The organism is Streptomyces sp. NPDC040545, assembly GCF_055595065.1.
Map to the genome: position 1 here is coordinate 68598 of NZ_JBVIWA010000023.1, position 16550 is coordinate 85147.

A 16550-nucleotide genomic window follows, 5' to 3' on the forward strand; every position below is an offset into this window, starting at 1 on the left:
CCTGTGTGGTGCGACACACGCTACCCGCACCCGCCCGGCTTCAGCCGAGCAGGATCACTTCCAGCTCGGTCCCCGGCTCCACCGAGGTGACGTCCTCCGGTACGACCATGAGGGAGTCGGCGTGCGCCAGCGCGGCGATCAGATGGGAGCCCGATCCGCCGACCGGGCTGACCGTGCCGCTCTCGGCGTCGTACTTGCCGCGCAGGAACTGGCGGCGGCCCGCAGGGGAGCCGAGTGCCTTGTCGGCGCTCAGCACCGCGCGCACGCTCGGCCGCCGGACCTCGGGCTCCGGCAGCCCCATGAGGGTGCGGATCGCGGGGCGCACGAACAGCTCGAAGGAGACGTACGAGGACACCGGGTTGCCGGGCAGCGCCAGCAGCGGGGTGTGGTCCGGGCCGATCGTGCCGAAGCCCTGCGGCTTGCCGGGCTGCATGGCGAGCTTGCGGAAGTCCATCCGGCCGCCGTCGACGTCCTCGCCCGCGCCCTCGTCGGACTGCCCGACCGAGGACAGCGCCTCCTTGACGACGTCGTACGCGCCGACGCTGACCCCGCCCGTGGTGACCAGCAGGTCGGCCCGGATCAGCTGGTCCTCGATGGTGGCGCGCAGGGTGTCGGCGTCGTCCGCGACGGCGCCGACCCGGTAGGCGATGGCGCCGGCGTCCCGCGCGGCCGCGGCCAGCGCGAAGCTGTTGGAGTCGTAGATGGTGCCCGCCGCGAGCGCCTCGCCGGGCTGGACCAGCTCGCTGCCGGTGGACAGGACGACCACGCGGGGGCGCGGCCGCACCCGTACGGTGCCGCGCCCGATGGCGGCCAGCAGGGCGATCTGCGGCGGCCCGAGGACGGTGCCGGCCGCGAGGGCCAGGTCACCGGCCTGTACGTCGCTGCCGCGCGCGCGGACGTGCGCCCGTGCCTCGGCGGCGCGGTGCACCCGTACCTCGCCGCCCGCGTGTTCGGGGGCGGCGCTGGCCGGGGTCATCCCGGCGGCCGCGCCGCCGCCCGTGCCGCCGTCGGTCCACTCGACCGGTACGACGGCTTCCGCGCCGGGCGGCAGCGGGGCGCCGGTCATGATCCGGGCAGCCTCGCCGGGGCCCACGGTGGGCAGCTCGCCGCTGCCCGCCGCGACGTCCCCGACGACCGTCAGCACCGCGGGGAACTCCTCGCTCGCACCCTGGACGTCGGCCGTCCGGACGGCGTAGCCGTCCATGGAGCTGTTGTCGAAGGGCGGGAGGGCGACGGGCACGGTCACGTCCTCGACCAGGACACAGCCCTGGGCGTCCAGCAGTTGGAGCTCGATGGGCTCCAGCGGCCGGACGGCCGAGAGGACATCCGCGAGGTGCTCGTCCACGGACCACAGACGGTGGCCGGTGTCCTGCGGTGCGGAACTGCTCAAGGTGCTACATCTCCTCCGTGACGTAACGGTGAAGCCAGGTGCGGAACTCGGGGCCCAGGTCCTCGCGCTCGCACGCGAGGCGGACGATGGCCCGCAGGTAGTCGCCGCGGTCCCCGGTGTCGTAGCGACGGCCCCGGAAGATCACGCCGTGCACCGGACCGCCGACGGTCTCGTCGGCGGCCAGCTTCTGCAGGGCGTCGGTGAGCTGGATCTCCCCACCGCGGCCCGGCTCGGTCTCCCGCAGTATGTCGAAGATCGCGGGGTTGAGGACGTAGCGTCCGATAACCGCGTAGTTGCTGGGGGCGTCCTGGGGGTCCGGCTTCTCGACGAGGCCGGTGATGCGGACCACGTCCTCCTCGTCCGTGGCCTCGACGGCGGCGCAGCCGTAGAGGTGGACGTTGGCCGGGTCGACCTCCATGAGCGCGATGACGGTGCCGCCGGTGCGGGCGTAGATGTCCGCCATCTGGCGCAGCAGCGGGTCGCGCGGGTCGATGAGGTCGTCGCCGAGCAGGACGGCGAAGGGCTCGCGGCCGACGTGCGGCTCGGCGCACAGCACCGCGTGGCCGAGGCCCCGCGGGTCACCCTGGCGGACGTAGTGCATGGTGGCCAGGTCGCTGGACTCCTGGACCTTCTTCAGGCGGTCGTCGTCGCCCTTGGCGATGAGGGCCGACTCCAGCTCGTAGTTCCGGTCGAAGTGGTCTTCCAGGGCACGCTTGTTACGCCCAGTGATCATGAGAACGTCGTCGAGCCCGGCCCCGACGGCCTCTTCGACCACGTACTGGATGGCCGGCTTGTCCACAACCGGGAGCATTTCCTTCGGGGTCGCCTTGGTCGCCGGAAGGAAGCGGGTGCCGAGGCCAGCGGCCGGAATCACGGCCTTCTTGATCACGGGGTGCAACATAGTCATGCCCCGAACGATAGTGGGCTTCTGTCGAACGCCGGACGAGATCGCATCGGGTAGATACAGGTATGCCCCAATTCGGAAGGATATTTGATTTCCTCGTGGCAGAGAACCAGCCCACCGCCGCCGCCAAGGCCGAACTGCGCCGGGAACTGCTCGCCGCACGCCGCGCCTTGTCCCCCGAGAACCGCCGTACGGCGGCCACCGCACTCGCCGTCAGGTCCTTCGAACTGCCCGAACTGGCCGGCGCCCGCACGGTGGCGGCCTACGTCTCGGTCGGCACCGAACCCGGCACCCGGGAGCTCCTCGACGCCCTGCGCGCGGCCGGCAAGCGGGTGCTGCTCCCCCTCCTGCTGCCCGACGACGACCTCGACTGGGCGGCGTACGAAGGCCCGGCCGCACTCGCCGAGGCCGCCCGTGCGGGCAAGATGCGGCTGCTGGAGCCGACCGGCCCCGCGCTCGGACCGGACGCGGTCACCGGGGCCGACGCCGTGCTGCTGCCCGGGCTCGCGGTGGACGGCCGCGGCATGCGCCTCGGCCGCGGCGGGGGCTCGTACGACCGGGTGCTGGAGCGGCTGGAGCGCGCCGGGGCGCATCCCGCACTCGTCGTGCTCCTCTACGACGACGAGGTGGTCGCGCGGGTCCCGGAGGAGCCGCACGACCACCCCGTCCAGGCGGTGGCCACCCCGTCAGGGGTGCGCCGCTTCAGTGCATGACGACCTGGTCCGCGCCCTGACCCTTACGAGCCCTCGGGCTTGAGGGTCAGGGTGTCGACCGTGGCCTTCTCGACGGCGTCCTTGCCGAAGGGCCACTCCAGCAGCTCGCCCTTGGCCCACATCGTCGTCTGGTCCGTGTAGTGCGCGTTGTACGCGTGCCCCGAGGCACCCGTCAGGTTGATCCAGCGCGACTTGTCGAGGTCGTTGAGGTTCACGACCATCCGCATCGAGGGCACCCACGTGACCCCGTACCCGCTGGAGGCGTTCCAGCCGGTCGCGTTGACCGTGGCCTCACCGCCGCCCACGTTCCACGGACCGCGGTTGAGGAGCCACTGCATGAAGCCGGGACCCTCGGTGCCGATCGTCTGGTTCTTCAGCGTCAGCTGGTGAAGCCGGCCCCAGCTCCAGGTGGACTGGTCCTTGCCGAGCTTGGCGGTCAGCTCCCAGCGGGCGTCCCTCATGGCCCGGGCGAAGAGCTCGTCGCGGGTGGTGGCCGCCGGCTGGGTCACGGTCTGCGGCGAGGTCCACCACGGCGACTTCTCGTCCTTGACCAGGCGGCGGACCACCTCGAACCAGCGGTCGCCGCCGTCGGGCTGCGCCGAGTCAAAGTCCCGGGTGCCGCATTCGCGGACCGTCTTGGCGAGGTCGTCGGCCGGGCCGGTGCCGTTGCCGAGGACGTTCATGCAGCTGCCCTCGATCCGCAGCTCCTTGGGCATCTTGTCGCCGAAGGACAGCTTGAGGATGTTGCGCCAGACCGCGTTGAAGTAGGCCGCGGCCGCCGAGTCGGGCTCCTGCGTGTAGTTCCAGCCGTCCAGCAGCTTCTGCGCGGCGCGCACGCCCGGGTCCGAGACCTCTATCTTCGCCAGCATCGGGGTCAGCAGCGCGGCGATCTCGCTGCTGTTGTCCATCTGCATGGTGCGCATGTCGTCGGTCGAGATCCGGCCGCCGTCCTTGATCTTCGCCTCGATGAGGTCGTTGATCCGCTGGCTGCGGGCGCCGTAGCCCCAGTCGGTGGTCAGCAGGTACGGGTACTTGCCCGCGCCGGTCCCGCTCTCCACGACGGCCTGGTTGGCGGCGACGATGTAGCCGCGGGACGGGTTGTAGTCCCAGGGCATCTCGTTCTGCTGGATGTAGCCGGCGTTGCCGACGTTGCCGGCGCTGCCGCCCTTCCAGGCGTACTTGGAGTCCCAGCCCGGGGCGGGCATCCGGCCGTCGTGCTGGCCGCGCACCGGGATGCGGCCCGGGGCCTGGTAGCCGATGTTGCCGTTGGCGCCCTTGTTGTCGGCGTAGATCAGGTTCTGGGACGGGACCTCGAAGTCGGCGGCCGCCTTGCGGAAGTCCTCGAAGGTCTTGGCCTTGTCCAGCTTGAAGACCGCGTCCATGGACTTGCCCGGGTCCAGCGCCGTCCAGCGCAGGGCGACGGCGTAGCCGTCACCGCGGTCGGGGGCGGAGCTGGCGACGGGGGCGCGGGTGCCGACCGTGCCGAGCTGCTCGCTGCGGTCGGAGACCAGCGGGCCGTTGTTGGTGGTGCGGACGGTGATCTTCTTGCTGTCGCCGCCCGCGACCTTGATGACCTCTTCACGGGTGGTGAAGGGGAGCACCTTGCCGTCGTAGACGTAGCCCTCGGGCTTGACCTGCTCCAGGTAGAGGTCGGTGACGTCGGCGCCGAGGTTGGTCATGCCCCACGCGATGTCGGCGTTGTGGCCGATGACCACGCCGGGCATGCCCGAGAAGGTGTAGCCGGCCACGTCGTACTGGCACTGGGGCGAGACCGCGCGGCAGTGCAGGCCCATCTGGTACCAGAGCGAGGGCAGCTGCGGCGACAGGTGCGGGTCGTTCGCGAGCAGCGGCTTGCCGGTGGTCGTGTACTTGCCGGAGACGACCCAGGAGTTCGAGCCGATGCCGCTGCCGTTGGGGCCGAGGATCGCGGGGATCTTGTCCAGGGTGTCGGCGAGCGAGGTCAGCTGGGTGCGCAGGCCCACGGTCGCGCCCTGGGCGGCGGTGTTGCCGGCCAGTCCGTTGGCCGGGGCGTCGACCGGCCCCGTGACGGCCGAGGTCTGGGTTCCGGCGGCGTTGCCGCCCGAACCGCTGCCCGAGCCGGCGCCGGTCCCGGTGCCCGAGCCGCTGCCCGCGGCGCCGCCCTGCGGGGTGTACTTCCCGCCGTCGACCTTGCCGCCCTCGACGATCGGCTTGTTCCGGTCGAAGGGGTACGGCGGGTAGAGCTCGTCGATCTGCGCCTGCGAGAGCTTGGTCGCCATCAGCGCGCGGTCGATCTCGTCCTGCATGTTGCCGCGCAGGTCCCACGCCATCGCCTTGAGCCAGGCCACCGAGTCCACCGGCGTCCACTGCTCGGGCTGGTAGTCGTCCCTGAGCTTGAGGGCGGCGTGCTCGACGGAGAGGTCCTTGCCGGACTTCCCCTTCAGGTACGCGTTGACCCCGTCGGCGTAGGCCTGGAGATACTTCTTGGTCTCGGCCGACAGCTTGGTGTCGTACTCGGCCTGCGCGACCTGGCGCCAGCCCAGCGTGCGCAGGAAGGCGTCGGTCTCGACCTGGCCGGAGCCGAACATCTCGGAGAGCCGGCCGGACGTCATGTGACGTCGTACGTCCATCTCCCAGAACCGGTCCTGCGCGTGCACGAAGCCCTGCGCGCGGAAGAGGTCGTCGTCGTTGTCCGCGTAGAGCTGCGGAATGCCGTGGGCGTCGCGCTTGACGTCGACGGTCCCGGTCAGGCCCGGCACCTTGAGGGAGCCGGTCGTCTGGGGGAAGGAGGCGCGCACGCTGTCCACGCTCCAGTACGCCCCGTAGCCGAGGCCCGCGAAGAGCGCCAGGACCAGGACGAGCACGATCAGACGGGCGCGTCGTCCCTTCTTCTTGACGGGAGGAGCGGTTTCGTTGGCGGGCATCGCTGTCCTTAGAGGGGCAGGGTGGTCCTGGGAGTACTGGGAGCAACCATAGGCGCACGACCGCCTTCGTTGATCCGCCAGGGGTCGAGGTGCTGAGGACAGGGGCGAACGGGCGTTTCACAATGTGGTTATCGCGTAAAGGGCGCGTCAAAGATTAGGTAAGGTAACGAACTACTTGCCGAACTTGTCGCCGGGAGGATCGATCCGCCGGGCGCATTGAGGAGGGCCGCCCGCTGACTGTCCACACGCTCAATGAGCTTCTGCTGGTCTGCTCGCTCGTGCTGCTCGTCGCCGTGGCGGCGGTACGCATCTCTTCACGCAGCGGCCTCCCCAGCCTGCTCATCTACCTCGGCATAGGCATCGCGATAGGACAGGACGGCATCGGCAACGTCGTATTCGACAATGCCGAGCTGACCCAGGTCATCGGTTATGCCGCGCTCGTCGTGATCCTCGCCGAGGGTGGTCTGGGCACCAAGTGGAAAGAGATCAAGCCGGCCCTGCCGGCCGCGGTCATGCTGTCACTGGTGGGCGTTGCGGTCAGCGTGGGCGTGACGGCGGCGGGAGCGCATTATCTGGTCGGACTGGAATGGCGCCAGGCCCTGCTGATCGGCGCGGTCGTCTCCTCGACCGACGCGGCGGCCGTCTTCTCGGTGCTGCGCAAGGTGCCCCTGCCCGCCCGGATCACCGGTGTGCTGGAGGCCGAGTCCGGTTTCAACGACGCACCCGTCGTCATCCTGGTGGTGGCCTTCTCGACCGTCGGCCCGGTGGACGAGTGGTACGTCCTGATCGGGAAGATCGCCCTGGAGCTGGCGATCGGCGCCGCGATCGGCCTGACCGTGGGCTTCCTGGGCGCGTACGGGCTGCGGCACGTCGCGCTGCCCGCCTCCGGCCTCTACCCGATCGCCGTGATGGCCATCGCCATCGTGGCGTACGCGGCCGGCGCCATCGCGCACGGCTCCGGCTTCCTCGCGGTGTACCTGGCGGCGATGGTGCTCGGGAACGCGAAGCTGCCGCACTGGCCGGCCACCCGCGGCTTCGCCGACGGGCTCGGCTGGATCGCCCAGATCGGCATGTTCGTGCTGCTGGGCCTGCTGGTCACCCCGCACGAGCTGGTCCGCGACTTCTGGCCCGCCGTGGTCATCGGGCTGGTGCTGACGATGGTGGCGCGGCCCCTGGAGGTCTTCCTCAGCCTGCTGCCCTTCCGGATCACCTGGCAGGAACAGGTCCTGATGTCGTGGGCGGGCCTGCGCGGGGCTGTGCCCATCATCCTGGCGACCATCCCGATGGTGTCCGGGATCGAGGGCAGCGACCGGGTCTTCAACATCGTCTTCGTGCTGGTCGTCGTCTACACCCTGGTGCAGGGCCCGACCCTGCCCTGGCTCGCGCGCACGCTGAACCTCGGGGACGGGGACGAGGGCGCCTTCGACCTCGGGATCGAGTCGGCGCCGCTGGAGAAGCTGCGCGGGCACCTGCTCTCCTTCTCCATCCCGCCCGCCTCGCGGATGCACGGCGTGGAGGTGAGCGAGCTGCGGCTGCCGCCGGGGGCCTCGGTCACGCTGGTGGTCCGGGACGCGAAGAGTTTCGTGCCGGCGCCGTCGACGGTGCTGCGGCGCGGGGACGAGCTGCTGGTGGTGGCCACGGATCCGGTGCGGGACGCGGCGGAGGCACGGCTGCGGGCGGTGGCCCGGGGCGGCAAGCTCGCGGGGTGGCTGGGCACGGGCGGACCCGTTTCGCCACGTTAGAGCGTCGCTCTAATTCGGCCGAATTCGGTGATATATGCCCGATTTTGCCCGCTTTTCCGGGCTCTTTACATGCGAAGCAGCCGTTAATCCCAGGTGAAGACACCCCTTGTCGCCGAATTCACAGGGCGTGGTAGTGGCTTTCCCTGTACGATGAAGGCACACCAGATCGAACCAACTCTGCCTGACGCAGAGCTGGCGCGACCGCAAAGCGGCCGTGGCACCACCCCGACGTGGGCGCCCAGGTATCACTCGGTTCTGCGCAAGAGGACAGCTCTCGGGGCTCCCACATGTACGGGTGCGGTCGCTCACAAGGCGAAGCACCGTCCGCAGACGGGGACGCTCTACCAGGCAGCGGAAAGGCAAGGCCGTGACATCCGCGGTCACGACCGACACGTCCGCCCGCCCCGGCTACGGGCAGCTCCTGCGCACTCCCGGCGCCCTCGGCTTCGTACTCCCCGGCTTCGCAGCACGACTCCCCTTCGGCATGCTGACGATCAGCATCCTGCTGCTGGTCCAGCACACCACCGGTTCCTACGGCAGCGCCGGCATCGTCGCCGCCGTCACCGGTATCTCCATGGCACTGTCCGCCCCGCTGATGGGCATCTTCACCGACCGCTTCGGCCAGACCGCCGTCCTGCTGCCCGTGGTCCTCGCGCACTCCGCCGCCGTCACCGGCCTGGCCGCGCTCGCGCTGCTGGACGCGCCGGTCTGGGCGCTGGCGCTGGCCGCCGTACCCACCGGTGCCTCGGTGCCGCAGGTCGGACCGATGGTCCGGGCGCGCTGGGCCGCCAAGCTGGAGGGCTCGCCGCTGCTGCCGACCGCCGCCGCCTTCGAGTCCGTCACCGACGAGTTCACCTTCGTCGTCGGCCCGGTCCTGGCGACCGCGCTGTGCACCGGCGTCCACCCGGCGGCCGGCCTGGTCACCGAGGCCACGCTGACCCTGCTCGGCGGCCTGCTCTTCGCGGCCCAGCGGGCCAGCCAGCCCAAGACGCACGCCCCGTCGCTCACCGGTGAGAAGCGCGCCTTCGCGCTGTCCTTCCCGGGCCTGCGCGTCCTGATCTTCGCCTTCCTCGGGATCGGCGCCGTCTTCGGCGGCATGCAGGTCTCGCTCGCCGCGTTCTCCAACGAGATCGGCAACCCCGGCGCCAACGGCCTGCTCTACGGAGTCTTCGCCGCGGGCAACATGATCGCCGGTATCGCCATGGGCGCCATCGCCTGGAAGATCGGCCCGCGCCGCCGGCTGATCCTGGGCTACATCGGCCTCACCGCCGCCGCGTCCGTCCTGTGGGCGGCGAACTCGATGATCCTGCTGGGCGCGCTCGGCCTGGTCGTCGGCCTGTGCATCGCCCCGGCGCTGATCACCGGCTACACGATGGTCGAGCAGCTGGTCCCCGCGAACGCGCGGACCGAGGCCTTCACCTGGCTGACCGGCTCGATCGCCTTCGGTCAGGCCATCGCCGTCATCCTGGCCGGCCGTCTGACGGACGCGCACGGATCCTCGTTCGGCTTCCTGGTGCCCATGGGTGCCACCGCGCTCGCGCTGACCACCCTGCTGGCGCTGCGCGCGAAGCTCGCCCCGAAGGCCCCGAGCCGGATCGTGAACGCGTCCGCGCAGGAGGCGGCGCCGGCGTCCGCAGCCCCTTCGCCGGCCTCGGCCGCGACCCCGGCGAAGACGCAGGCGAAGGCCCAGGTGGCCACCCGCACCACCCCCTCGCCGGCCTCCCGTGACCGGGTGAACGAGCGTGGGATGGGTCACCGCGTGCCGGTGACGGTGGACTGATCCGCCGGAATACGTCACCATGGAGCGTCGTTAGCACTCATTGAGTCAGAGTGCCAGGAGGAAATTCGTGCCGACCTACCAGTACCAGTGCACCGAGTGCGGTGAGGGCCTTGAGGCCGTGCAGAAGTTCACCGATGACGCACTGACCGTGTGCCCGAGCTGCGACGGACGCCTGAAGAAGGTGTTCTCCGCGGTCGGCATCGTCTTCAAGGGCTCCGGTTTCTACCGGAACGACAGCCGTGGCGCGTCGTCGAGCAGCACCCCTGCCTCGAAGCCGTCGTCCAGCTCCTCGTCGTCCTCGACGTCGACCGCTGCCGCCGCTCCTGCCGCCTCGTCCTCCTCGACGTCGTCGAGCTCGTCGAGCAGCAGCTCCACGTCGGCCGCCTGATCGCTTCTCCCCGAGGCCCCGCCGCCCTCAGCGGCAGCGGGGCCTTCGGCATGCCCACGGCAGGGCCTTAGGGTGGACCGCATGGTGAACGCAGAGATCGGTGTCATCGGCGGCTCGGGCTTCTACTCCTTCCTGGAGGACGTCTCCGAGATCCAGGTGGAGACCCCGTACGGACCCCCGAGCGACTCCCTGTACGTGGGTGAGCTGGCCGGGCGCCAGGTGGCCTTCCTGCCCCGGCACGGACGCAGTCACACCGTCCCCCCGCACAAGATCAACTACCGGGCCAACCTGTGGGCCCTGCGGTCGGTCGGCGTCCGCCAGGTACTGGGCCCCTGCGCGGTCGGCGGTCTGCGGGCCGAGTACGGGCCGGGCACGCTGCTCGTTCCCGACCAGCTGGTCGACCGTACGAAGGCCCGCGCCCAGACCTTCTTCGACGGTGAGCCCTTGCCCGGAGGGTCCGTTCCGAACGTCGTGCACACCACCTTCGCCGACCCGTACTGCCCGGTGGGCCGGTCCGTGGCACTGGCGGCGGCCCGCGGGCGGGACTGGGAGCCGGTGGACGGCGGCACCATGGTCGTCATCGAGGGACCGCGCTTCTCGACGCGCGCCGAGTCGCGGTGGCACGCGGCGGCGGGCTGGTCGGTGGTCGGCATGACCGGCCACCCGGAGGCGGTCCTCGCCCGTGAGCTGGGGCTCTGCTACACCTCGATAGCCCTGGTCACGGACCTGGACGCGGGCGCGGAGACCGGTGAGGGCGTCTCCCACACCGAGGTCCTGAAGGTGTTCGGCGAGAACGTCGGGCGGCTGCGCGAGGTCCTCTTCGACGCGGTGGCGGCCCTGCCGGCCACGGAGACCCGGGCCTGCCTGTGCACGCACGCGCACGACGGGTGGGACCTGGGCATCGAGCTCCCGTAACCCCCTCCGGGGCGTCCCTGGGGACGCCCCGGCCGGGTGGTCGGTGGCAGCCTCTAGCTTGCCGGCATGGGAATTGGGGACCTCGCGGAACGGCTCCTCGGCGCGCTCGGGATCGTGCCCGCGGCGCCCGGCGAAGAAGGCGCTCAGAAAGGGGTCCGGCGGCTGTCACATCCGGCGCGGCTGTCCGGTCCTCCCTGGTGAAGGCGGAAACGAAGACCGCCCCGGCCAGGGAGATGACTGTCATGCCGCGTATCTCGCTCACTCCGCCCCGCACCCTGCTCATGCGGATCGGGGCCTGGTACTCGCGCCGTACCTACGGCAAGGTGCTCGACCCCGGGCAGGCCTACGGGCACAACTCGCGCGTGCTCTTCTCCTACGTCCGGCTGGAGCGGAGCGTGGCGAAGTGGAATGCGCTCGATGCCGGGCTGAAGCATCTCGCCGTGATGGCGGCGGCGGCCCGTATCAACTGCTCGTGGTGCATGGACTTCGGCTACTGGGAGGGCCACGAGCTGGGCCTGCCGGCCGAGAAGATCGAGCGGGTGCCGCAGTGGCGTGAGGCCCGCGAGGTGTTCACCGAGCGGGAACTGCTGGTCATGGAGTACGCCGAGGCCATGACGGAGACCGAGCCGGCGGTCACAAACGAGCTCGCGCGGGAACTGATCGCGCGGCTCGGCGAGGAGGCCTTCGTCGAGCTCACCGCGATGGTCGCGCTGGAGAACTGGCGCTCGCGCGTCAACAGCGCCTTCGGCCTGACCAGTCAGGGCTTCGCGGAGGCCTGCCAGGCCCGGGCCCGGCGGTGACCTCGACAGTGGCGGCGTGAACACCGACCTCCCCCTCGCCGACCGCAGGGTCGTCGTCGCCCTCGACTTCGACGACCGCCGGGCCGCCGAGGCGCTCGTCGAGCGCCTCGGCGACGCGTGCGGCAGACCTCGGCGTGGCCGCGGACACCGAGGAGCAGGTGCTGCGGCTGGCCCGGCTGGCCGTGGTCGCGGGCTGCGACGGGGGCGTCGCCTCGCCGCGGGAGGCCGGGGTGCTGTGTGAACTCCTGGGGCCGGACCGGCTGATCGTCACGCCGGGGGTGGTCCTGGAGCCGGAGGGCACGGCGGGCGGGCACGCCCGGCCGGGGACGCCAGGCCGGGGACGCCAGGCCGGGGACGCCAGGCCGGGGACGCCAGGCCGGGGACGCCAGGCCGGGGACGCCGCGGGCCGGGGACGCCGCGGGCCGCCTTCGCGGCCGGCGCCTCGCACGTCGTGGCGGGCCGGCCGGTCGCCCCCTGGGGCAGCTGATTTCCTCCGCCGGCTGACTCGTGCGGGTGACGGGGTTGTCCACAAGCTGGGGATCATCCACAGGCTCCGACGGGATTTCCGGGGAGGCCGGATCGTGAGATGTGTCCGGGCGCCGGGTCCGGACACAGCGACTTCGGTCTGGTGGTGTTCGTCATGTCCCGTACGTCTGCGGCCTCTTCGGCCCGCTCCGCTTCCCCTGCTCCCTCCGCCTCCTCCACCCCCTCCGTCTCGTGCACTTCCTCCGCTGCCCGTGCCTCCCGCACTCCCGCCGCGTGCGCGACGTCGTCCGCGTGTCCCCCCGCGCGTCCGGTCCCGCCGTTCCCGCCGCTGCGCGTGGGGCGGGGCGGGGACCGGCTGCGCCGGGCCGTGCGGCGGCGGCGCCGGGCCGCCTCGGCCGCGCTGGCCGTCCTGGCGGCCGCCGTGGCGGTGGGCGGGACGGAGGCGCAGGCCTCCCGGGGTGGCGCGCGGCCCGAGGCGCGGGCCTCTCAGCGTGCGGCGCCACCCGCCGCGGTGCGGATGGTGTCGGCGCCCGTGCGCATCGCGGACGCGGCGACGGTGCGGCTGCTGCGGCCCGGGGACCGGGTGGACGTGGTCGCGGCGGAGCGCACCGGGCCGCCCAGGGTGGTGGCCGCGGGGGTGCTGGTCGCCGAAGTTCCCGATCCGGACAAGGGCGTTGCGGACGGTGGGGCGCTGGTGGTGCTGTCCGTTCCGCGGGACACCGCGCCGGGTCTCGTGGGCGCGGGCGCCACGACGCGGCTGGCGGTGACGTTGTGCTGATTCGCACACACGGGCAGTCAGTTCACCTCAAGGTGAGGGCCGATTGGACACTCCGCGCCCGGACTGCCGTAGCTTTCGGAACCGTTGGCTCCGTGTTCGGTAAATGTGAAGAGAGGCTCAGTGGTGAGCGAGAAGAAGAAGGAGAGCGTGCTGGCAGGCTTCAAGGCCTTCCTGATGCGCGGCAACGTGATCGACCTGGCGGTGGCCGTGGTCATCGGCGCCGCGTTCACGAACATCGTGAACTCCGTGGTCAAGGGGATCATAAGTCCGGTCGTGGGCGCGGTCGGCACGAAGAGCCTGGACGGCTACAAGTCCTGCCTCAAGGCTCCTTGCGCCATCGGCCCGGACGGCCAGCCGACAGGTGTGGAGATCCTCTGGGGCTCGGTGCTGAACGCGACACTGACCTTCGTCATCACCGCCGCGGTCGTGTACTTCCTGATGGTGCTGCCGATGTCGAAGTACCTCGCCAAGCAGGAGGCCCGGCGCAAGGCGAGGGAAGGTGCCCAGGAGGTCGTCGAGATCACCGAACTGGAGCTCCTGAAGGAGATCCGGGACGCTCTGGTCGCGCAGCGCGGTGGTGGCACGCCCCCCACCGGTTCACGCAACGGTTTCTGACCTCTCCGGCCGCCCGGGCCGGTCAGACGTGGTGCGGGGGCTTCTCGTCGAGGAAGCGGGCCAGGTCGGCCGCGCTTCCGCCGGCGGGCGGCCGCTCGCCCCAGCCGTGGTCGGTGTCGTCCGAGGACTGCTGGTCCAGCGGGTCGTCGAAGACCAGCCTGGGCTTGGGCCGCGGCTTGTCGGCCTCGGGGGCGGTAGGCGAGGGCTGCGGGCCGGGGGCGGGGGTGCTGCTCATGCCTCCAGGGTACGGCCGCCCTCTCCCCCGCCCCGGCCCCCGGCCTGTCCCCAGCCCTGTCCCCCGGCCCGATCCGGCCGGGCGGCCCGGCTCCGGGACGGACGCAGGACCACCGGCACACCGCCGGGCACCTGGCACACAGGCCGGTGAGGGGCCGGCGACGGAGCCCGCCTCCGTCCGCGACCACTCAGGGGGCAAAGCCGCAGGACGCGCCTCGCATCCGCCCGGGGCACACGGGCCCTGCGGGCCGCGCGTCCGTCCTGCCGGAGCTCCCTGCCTCTGGTCTCCTGGCCGGTATGGCCTACTCCCCCATGACCGCTCGCAGCCCCGACGAGCTCCACCGTGCCGCCACCCCGCTGGAGCTGTTCTTCGACCTCTGCTTCGTCGTCGCCATCGCCCAGGCCGGCGCCCGGCTGGTGCACTCGCTCGCGGAGGGCCATCCCGGCGCCGGGGTGGTCGGCTACTTCTTCGTCTTCTTCGGCGTGTGGTGGGCCTGGATGAACTTCACCTGGTTCGCCTCGGCATACGACGTGGACGACGTCCCGTACCGGATCGCGACGCTCGTGCAGATCGCCGGTGTGCTCGTGTATGCGGCCGGGGTGAGCCGGGCCTTCGACGACAACGACTGGGCGGTCGCGGTCACCGGCTACCTCATCATGCGCGTGGCCCTGACGGCGCAGTGGCTGCGGGCTGCCTCCGGGGAGCGGGGCGAGGCCCGGGCTTCGGCGCTGAAGTACGCGGCCGGACTGGTGATCTGCCAGCTGGGCTGGATCGGCCTGCTGTTCGTCCCGGACGACCTGAAGCGCTGGCTGTTCCTCGTGCTGCTCCTCGCCGAGCTGGGGGTCCCGGTGATCGCCGAGCGCGGGCACCAGACGCCCTGGCACGCGCACCACATCGTGGAGCGGTACGGCCTGTTCACCATCATCGTGCTCGGCGAGACGATCGCCGCGGCCACGGTGGCGGTCAAGTCCGCGATCGACGAGCACGAGGCGCTGGGCCAGCTGCTGCCCATCGCGGCGGGCGGGCTGCTGATCGTCTTCGCCGCGTGGTGGATCTACTTCGCCGTGCCGATGCACCAGCACCTGACCTCCAACCGCGAGGCCATCCCGTGGGGTTACGGGCACCTGCTGATCTTCGCCGCGGGCGCGGCGATCGGCGCCGGCATCGAGGTCGCGGTCGAGCACGCGGTGGGCAAGGCGCACATCTCTCAGGTCGCCGCGAACGCTGCCGTCATGGTCCCGACCGCGCTGTTCCTGATGATGGTGTGGCTGCTGCACTCCCGGTACTTCAAGCGCGGCCTCGCCCAGCAGCTGGTCCTGCCGGTGTCCGCCCTCGTGACGCTCGCCTGCACCTGGTCGGGTACGTACGCCGTCCTCTGGGCGGGCCTCGTCGGGGTGCTGGCGGTGGCGGTCGGCCTGACCCTGTCCACGCGGGCCGGTGCGGCCGCCGGTGCCGCCGTCTGAATCCCCCGGGCCGCGCTGCGCCCCCGCGGCCCGCACCCGCACCCGCACCCGCACCCCGCCGAACCGTCACTCCCGTGCCCCCGCCGCCGTTCTCCAGCACAGAAAGACGCCCACCGACTGGAGGCCCTGCCATGACACTCCCGGCACAACGCCACGGCACCGACCCCGGCGGGGAGCTGGCCGAGCCAGGCTTCTGGCAGCAGCCCCCCGCCCACCGCCTCGCGGCCTTCGCCCGGCTGCGCGCGGCCGAGGGCCCGGTGTTCGTCCCCGAAGGGTCCGGGCGCGGCCACTGGGCCCTGGTCCGCCACGCGCAGGTGCAGGAGGCCAGCCGCCTCCCCAAGGTCTTCGCCAGTGCCCCCGGCGTGACCACCCCCGAGCCGGCCCGCTGGGTGCGCGCCCTGTTCGGGGACTCGATGGTCAACCTGGACGGCCCCGACCACGCCCAGCTGCGCAAGATCGTGCAGCGCGCCTTCACGCCCCGCCTGCTGGCGGCCGCCGAGGAGGACATCCACGCCGTGGCCGCCCGCATCGTGGACGACGTACTGGCCGAGCGGCCCGACGAGTTCGTCTCGGCCGTGGCCTCGCGGCTGCCTCTGGAGGTCATCTGCAACATGATGGGCATCCCCGAGCATTACCGGGCCGAGATCGCCGACCGCGTCAACCACGCCTCGGAGAACATCGGCGTGGAGCGGGGCCTGGCCTCCCGGCTGCGGATGCCCGGGCGCGGGCTGCGCGCGCTCGCCCGGATGCAGCGGATGGTGGCGGGCATCGGGCGGGAGCGGCGCAAGCACCCCACCGACGACCTGATCTCGGCGCTGGTCTGCGCGAACGTCGACGGCCAGGCCCTCGGGGCCCGCCAGCTCGGCGCCTTCTTCTCCCTGCTGATGGTCGCCGGGGTGGAGACCACCCGGAACGCGATCACCCATGGACTGTCCCTGCTGACCGACCATCCGGACCAGCGGGACCTGCTGCTCTCGGACTTCGAGAAGTACGCGGACGGGGCGGTGGACGAGATGATCCGGCACTCGACGCCCATCATCCAGTTCCGCCGGACCGTGGCCGCCGGGCACACCATGGACGGGCACGTGTTCCGGCCGGGCGACAAGGTGGTCCTCTACTACGCCTCCGCCAACCGCGACGAGGCGGTCTTCCCCGACCCGGACGCCTTCGTCATCACCCGCTCGCCCAATCCGCACCTGGGGTTCGGCGGCGGCGGACCGCACTTCTGCCTGGGCGCGCACCTGGCCCGGGTGGAGATGAAGGCCCTCTTCCGTGAGCTGCTGACCCGGCCGGTCGGGCTGCGGGCGGTGGGCCTGCCGGACCTGGCGGGGTCGAACTTCGACAACCGTGTCCGTTCGCTGCGGTTCGCCTTCGAACGGCCCTGACCCCGGCCCCCGCCCTGACCCCGGCCCCGGCCCCGGGTGGGGGGGGAACCGGC

The 16550-nt window shown here is 71.6% G+C and carries 14 protein-coding genes; 10 read left to right on the top strand and 4 right to left on the bottom strand.

Annotated elements, in window-relative coordinates; translation table 11 throughout:
* Window positions 1-40: 40 nt before the first annotated feature.
* Both glp and galU read right to left on the bottom strand, forming a co-directional pair.
* Window positions 41-1390: a molybdotransferase-like divisome protein Glp gene (gene glp / locus ACZ573_RS32590; protein ID WP_471311285.1), complete on the bottom strand. Its 1350-nt coding sequence runs from the start codon at window positions 1388-1390 to the stop codon at window positions 41-43.
* 4 nt (window positions 1391-1394) lie between these two features.
* Window positions 1395-2297, bottom strand: coding sequence for a UTP--glucose-1-phosphate uridylyltransferase GalU (galU, locus tag ACZ573_RS32595; protein ID WP_301370378.1), 903 nt, complete (start codon window positions 2295-2297; stop codon window positions 1395-1397).
* A gap of 95 nt (window positions 2298-2392) precedes the next feature.
* On the opposite strand from galU, the gene ACZ573_RS32600 reads away from it, so the two are divergent.
* Window positions 2393-3007 (top strand): 5-formyltetrahydrofolate cyclo-ligase, encoded by a 615-nt coding sequence (locus ACZ573_RS32600; RefSeq protein WP_471311289.1) that lies wholly within the window; start codon window positions 2393-2395, stop codon window positions 3005-3007.
* A gap of 23 nt (window positions 3008-3030) precedes the next feature.
* On the opposite strand, the gene ACZ573_RS32605 is transcribed toward ACZ573_RS32600, so the two are convergent.
* Window positions 3031-5910 carry a penicillin acylase family protein gene (locus tag ACZ573_RS32605; RefSeq protein WP_471311292.1) on the bottom strand — a complete coding sequence of 960 codons (2880 nt, stop codon included), beginning with the start codon at window positions 5908-5910 and terminating at the stop codon, window positions 3031-3033.
* A gap of 215 nt (window positions 5911-6125) precedes the next feature.
* Between ACZ573_RS32605 and ACZ573_RS32610 the strand changes: the two genes are divergently transcribed.
* The 7 genes from ACZ573_RS32610 to mscL all read left to right on the top strand — a co-directional run bounded on the left by ACZ573_RS32610 (window position 6126) and on the right by mscL (window position 13414).
* On the top strand, window positions 6126-7652 hold the full coding sequence (locus ACZ573_RS32610) for a potassium/proton antiporter (RefSeq protein WP_471311366.1): 1527 nt from the start codon (window positions 6126-6128) through the stop codon (window positions 7650-7652).
* Between the two features lie 367 nt (window positions 7653-8019).
* Window positions 8020-9432, top strand: a complete 1413-nt coding sequence (locus ACZ573_RS32615) for an MFS transporter (protein WP_471311295.1) — start codon at window positions 8020-8022, stop codon at window positions 9430-9432.
* A 67-nt stretch (window positions 9433-9499) separates the two neighbouring features.
* The gene (locus ACZ573_RS32620; RefSeq protein ID WP_189735399.1) at window positions 9500-9820 is read left to right on the top strand and encodes an FmdB family zinc ribbon protein; all 321 of its coding nucleotides are present in this window, start codon (window positions 9500-9502) and stop codon (window positions 9818-9820) included.
* A gap of 81 nt (window positions 9821-9901) precedes the next feature.
* Window positions 9902-10735, top strand: a complete 834-nt coding sequence (locus tag ACZ573_RS32625; RefSeq protein WP_471311299.1) for an S-methyl-5'-thioadenosine phosphorylase — start codon at window positions 9902-9904, stop codon at window positions 10733-10735.
* 242 nt (window positions 10736-10977) lie between these two features.
* On the top strand, window positions 10978-11535 hold the full coding sequence (locus ACZ573_RS32630) for a carboxymuconolactone decarboxylase family protein (RefSeq protein ID WP_471311302.1): 558 nt from the start codon (window positions 10978-10980) through the stop codon (window positions 11533-11535).
* Window positions 11536-12355: 820 nt separating this feature from the next.
* Window positions 12356-12799 carry a hypothetical protein gene (locus ACZ573_RS32635; protein ID WP_471311305.1) on the top strand — a complete coding sequence of 148 codons (444 nt, stop codon included), beginning with the start codon at window positions 12356-12358 and terminating at the stop codon, window positions 12797-12799.
* Between the two features lie 123 nt (window positions 12800-12922).
* The gene (gene mscL, locus ACZ573_RS32640) at window positions 12923-13414 is read left to right on the top strand and encodes a large conductance mechanosensitive channel protein MscL (RefSeq protein WP_471311308.1); all 492 of its coding nucleotides are present in this window, start codon (window positions 12923-12925) and stop codon (window positions 13412-13414) included.
* Between the two features lie 22 nt (window positions 13415-13436).
* Here the strand turns inward: mscL and ACZ573_RS32645 are convergent, their stop codons facing one another.
* A complete protein-coding gene (locus tag ACZ573_RS32645; protein ID WP_471311311.1) occupies window positions 13437-13649 on the bottom strand; it encodes a hypothetical protein in 213 nt (70 codons plus the stop codon).
* A 296-nt stretch (window positions 13650-13945) separates the two neighbouring features.
* Between ACZ573_RS32645 and ACZ573_RS32650 the strand changes: the two genes are divergently transcribed.
* On the top strand, window positions 13946-15112 hold the full coding sequence (locus tag ACZ573_RS32650) for a low temperature requirement protein A (RefSeq protein WP_471311314.1): 1167 nt from the start codon (window positions 13946-13948) through the stop codon (window positions 15110-15112).
* 131 nt (window positions 15113-15243) lie between these two features.
* Window positions 15244-16497 carry a cytochrome P450 gene (locus ACZ573_RS32655; RefSeq protein ID WP_471311317.1) on the top strand — a complete coding sequence of 418 codons (1254 nt, stop codon included), beginning with the start codon at window positions 15244-15246 and terminating at the stop codon, window positions 16495-16497.
* Window positions 16498-16550 lie beyond the last annotated feature (53 nt).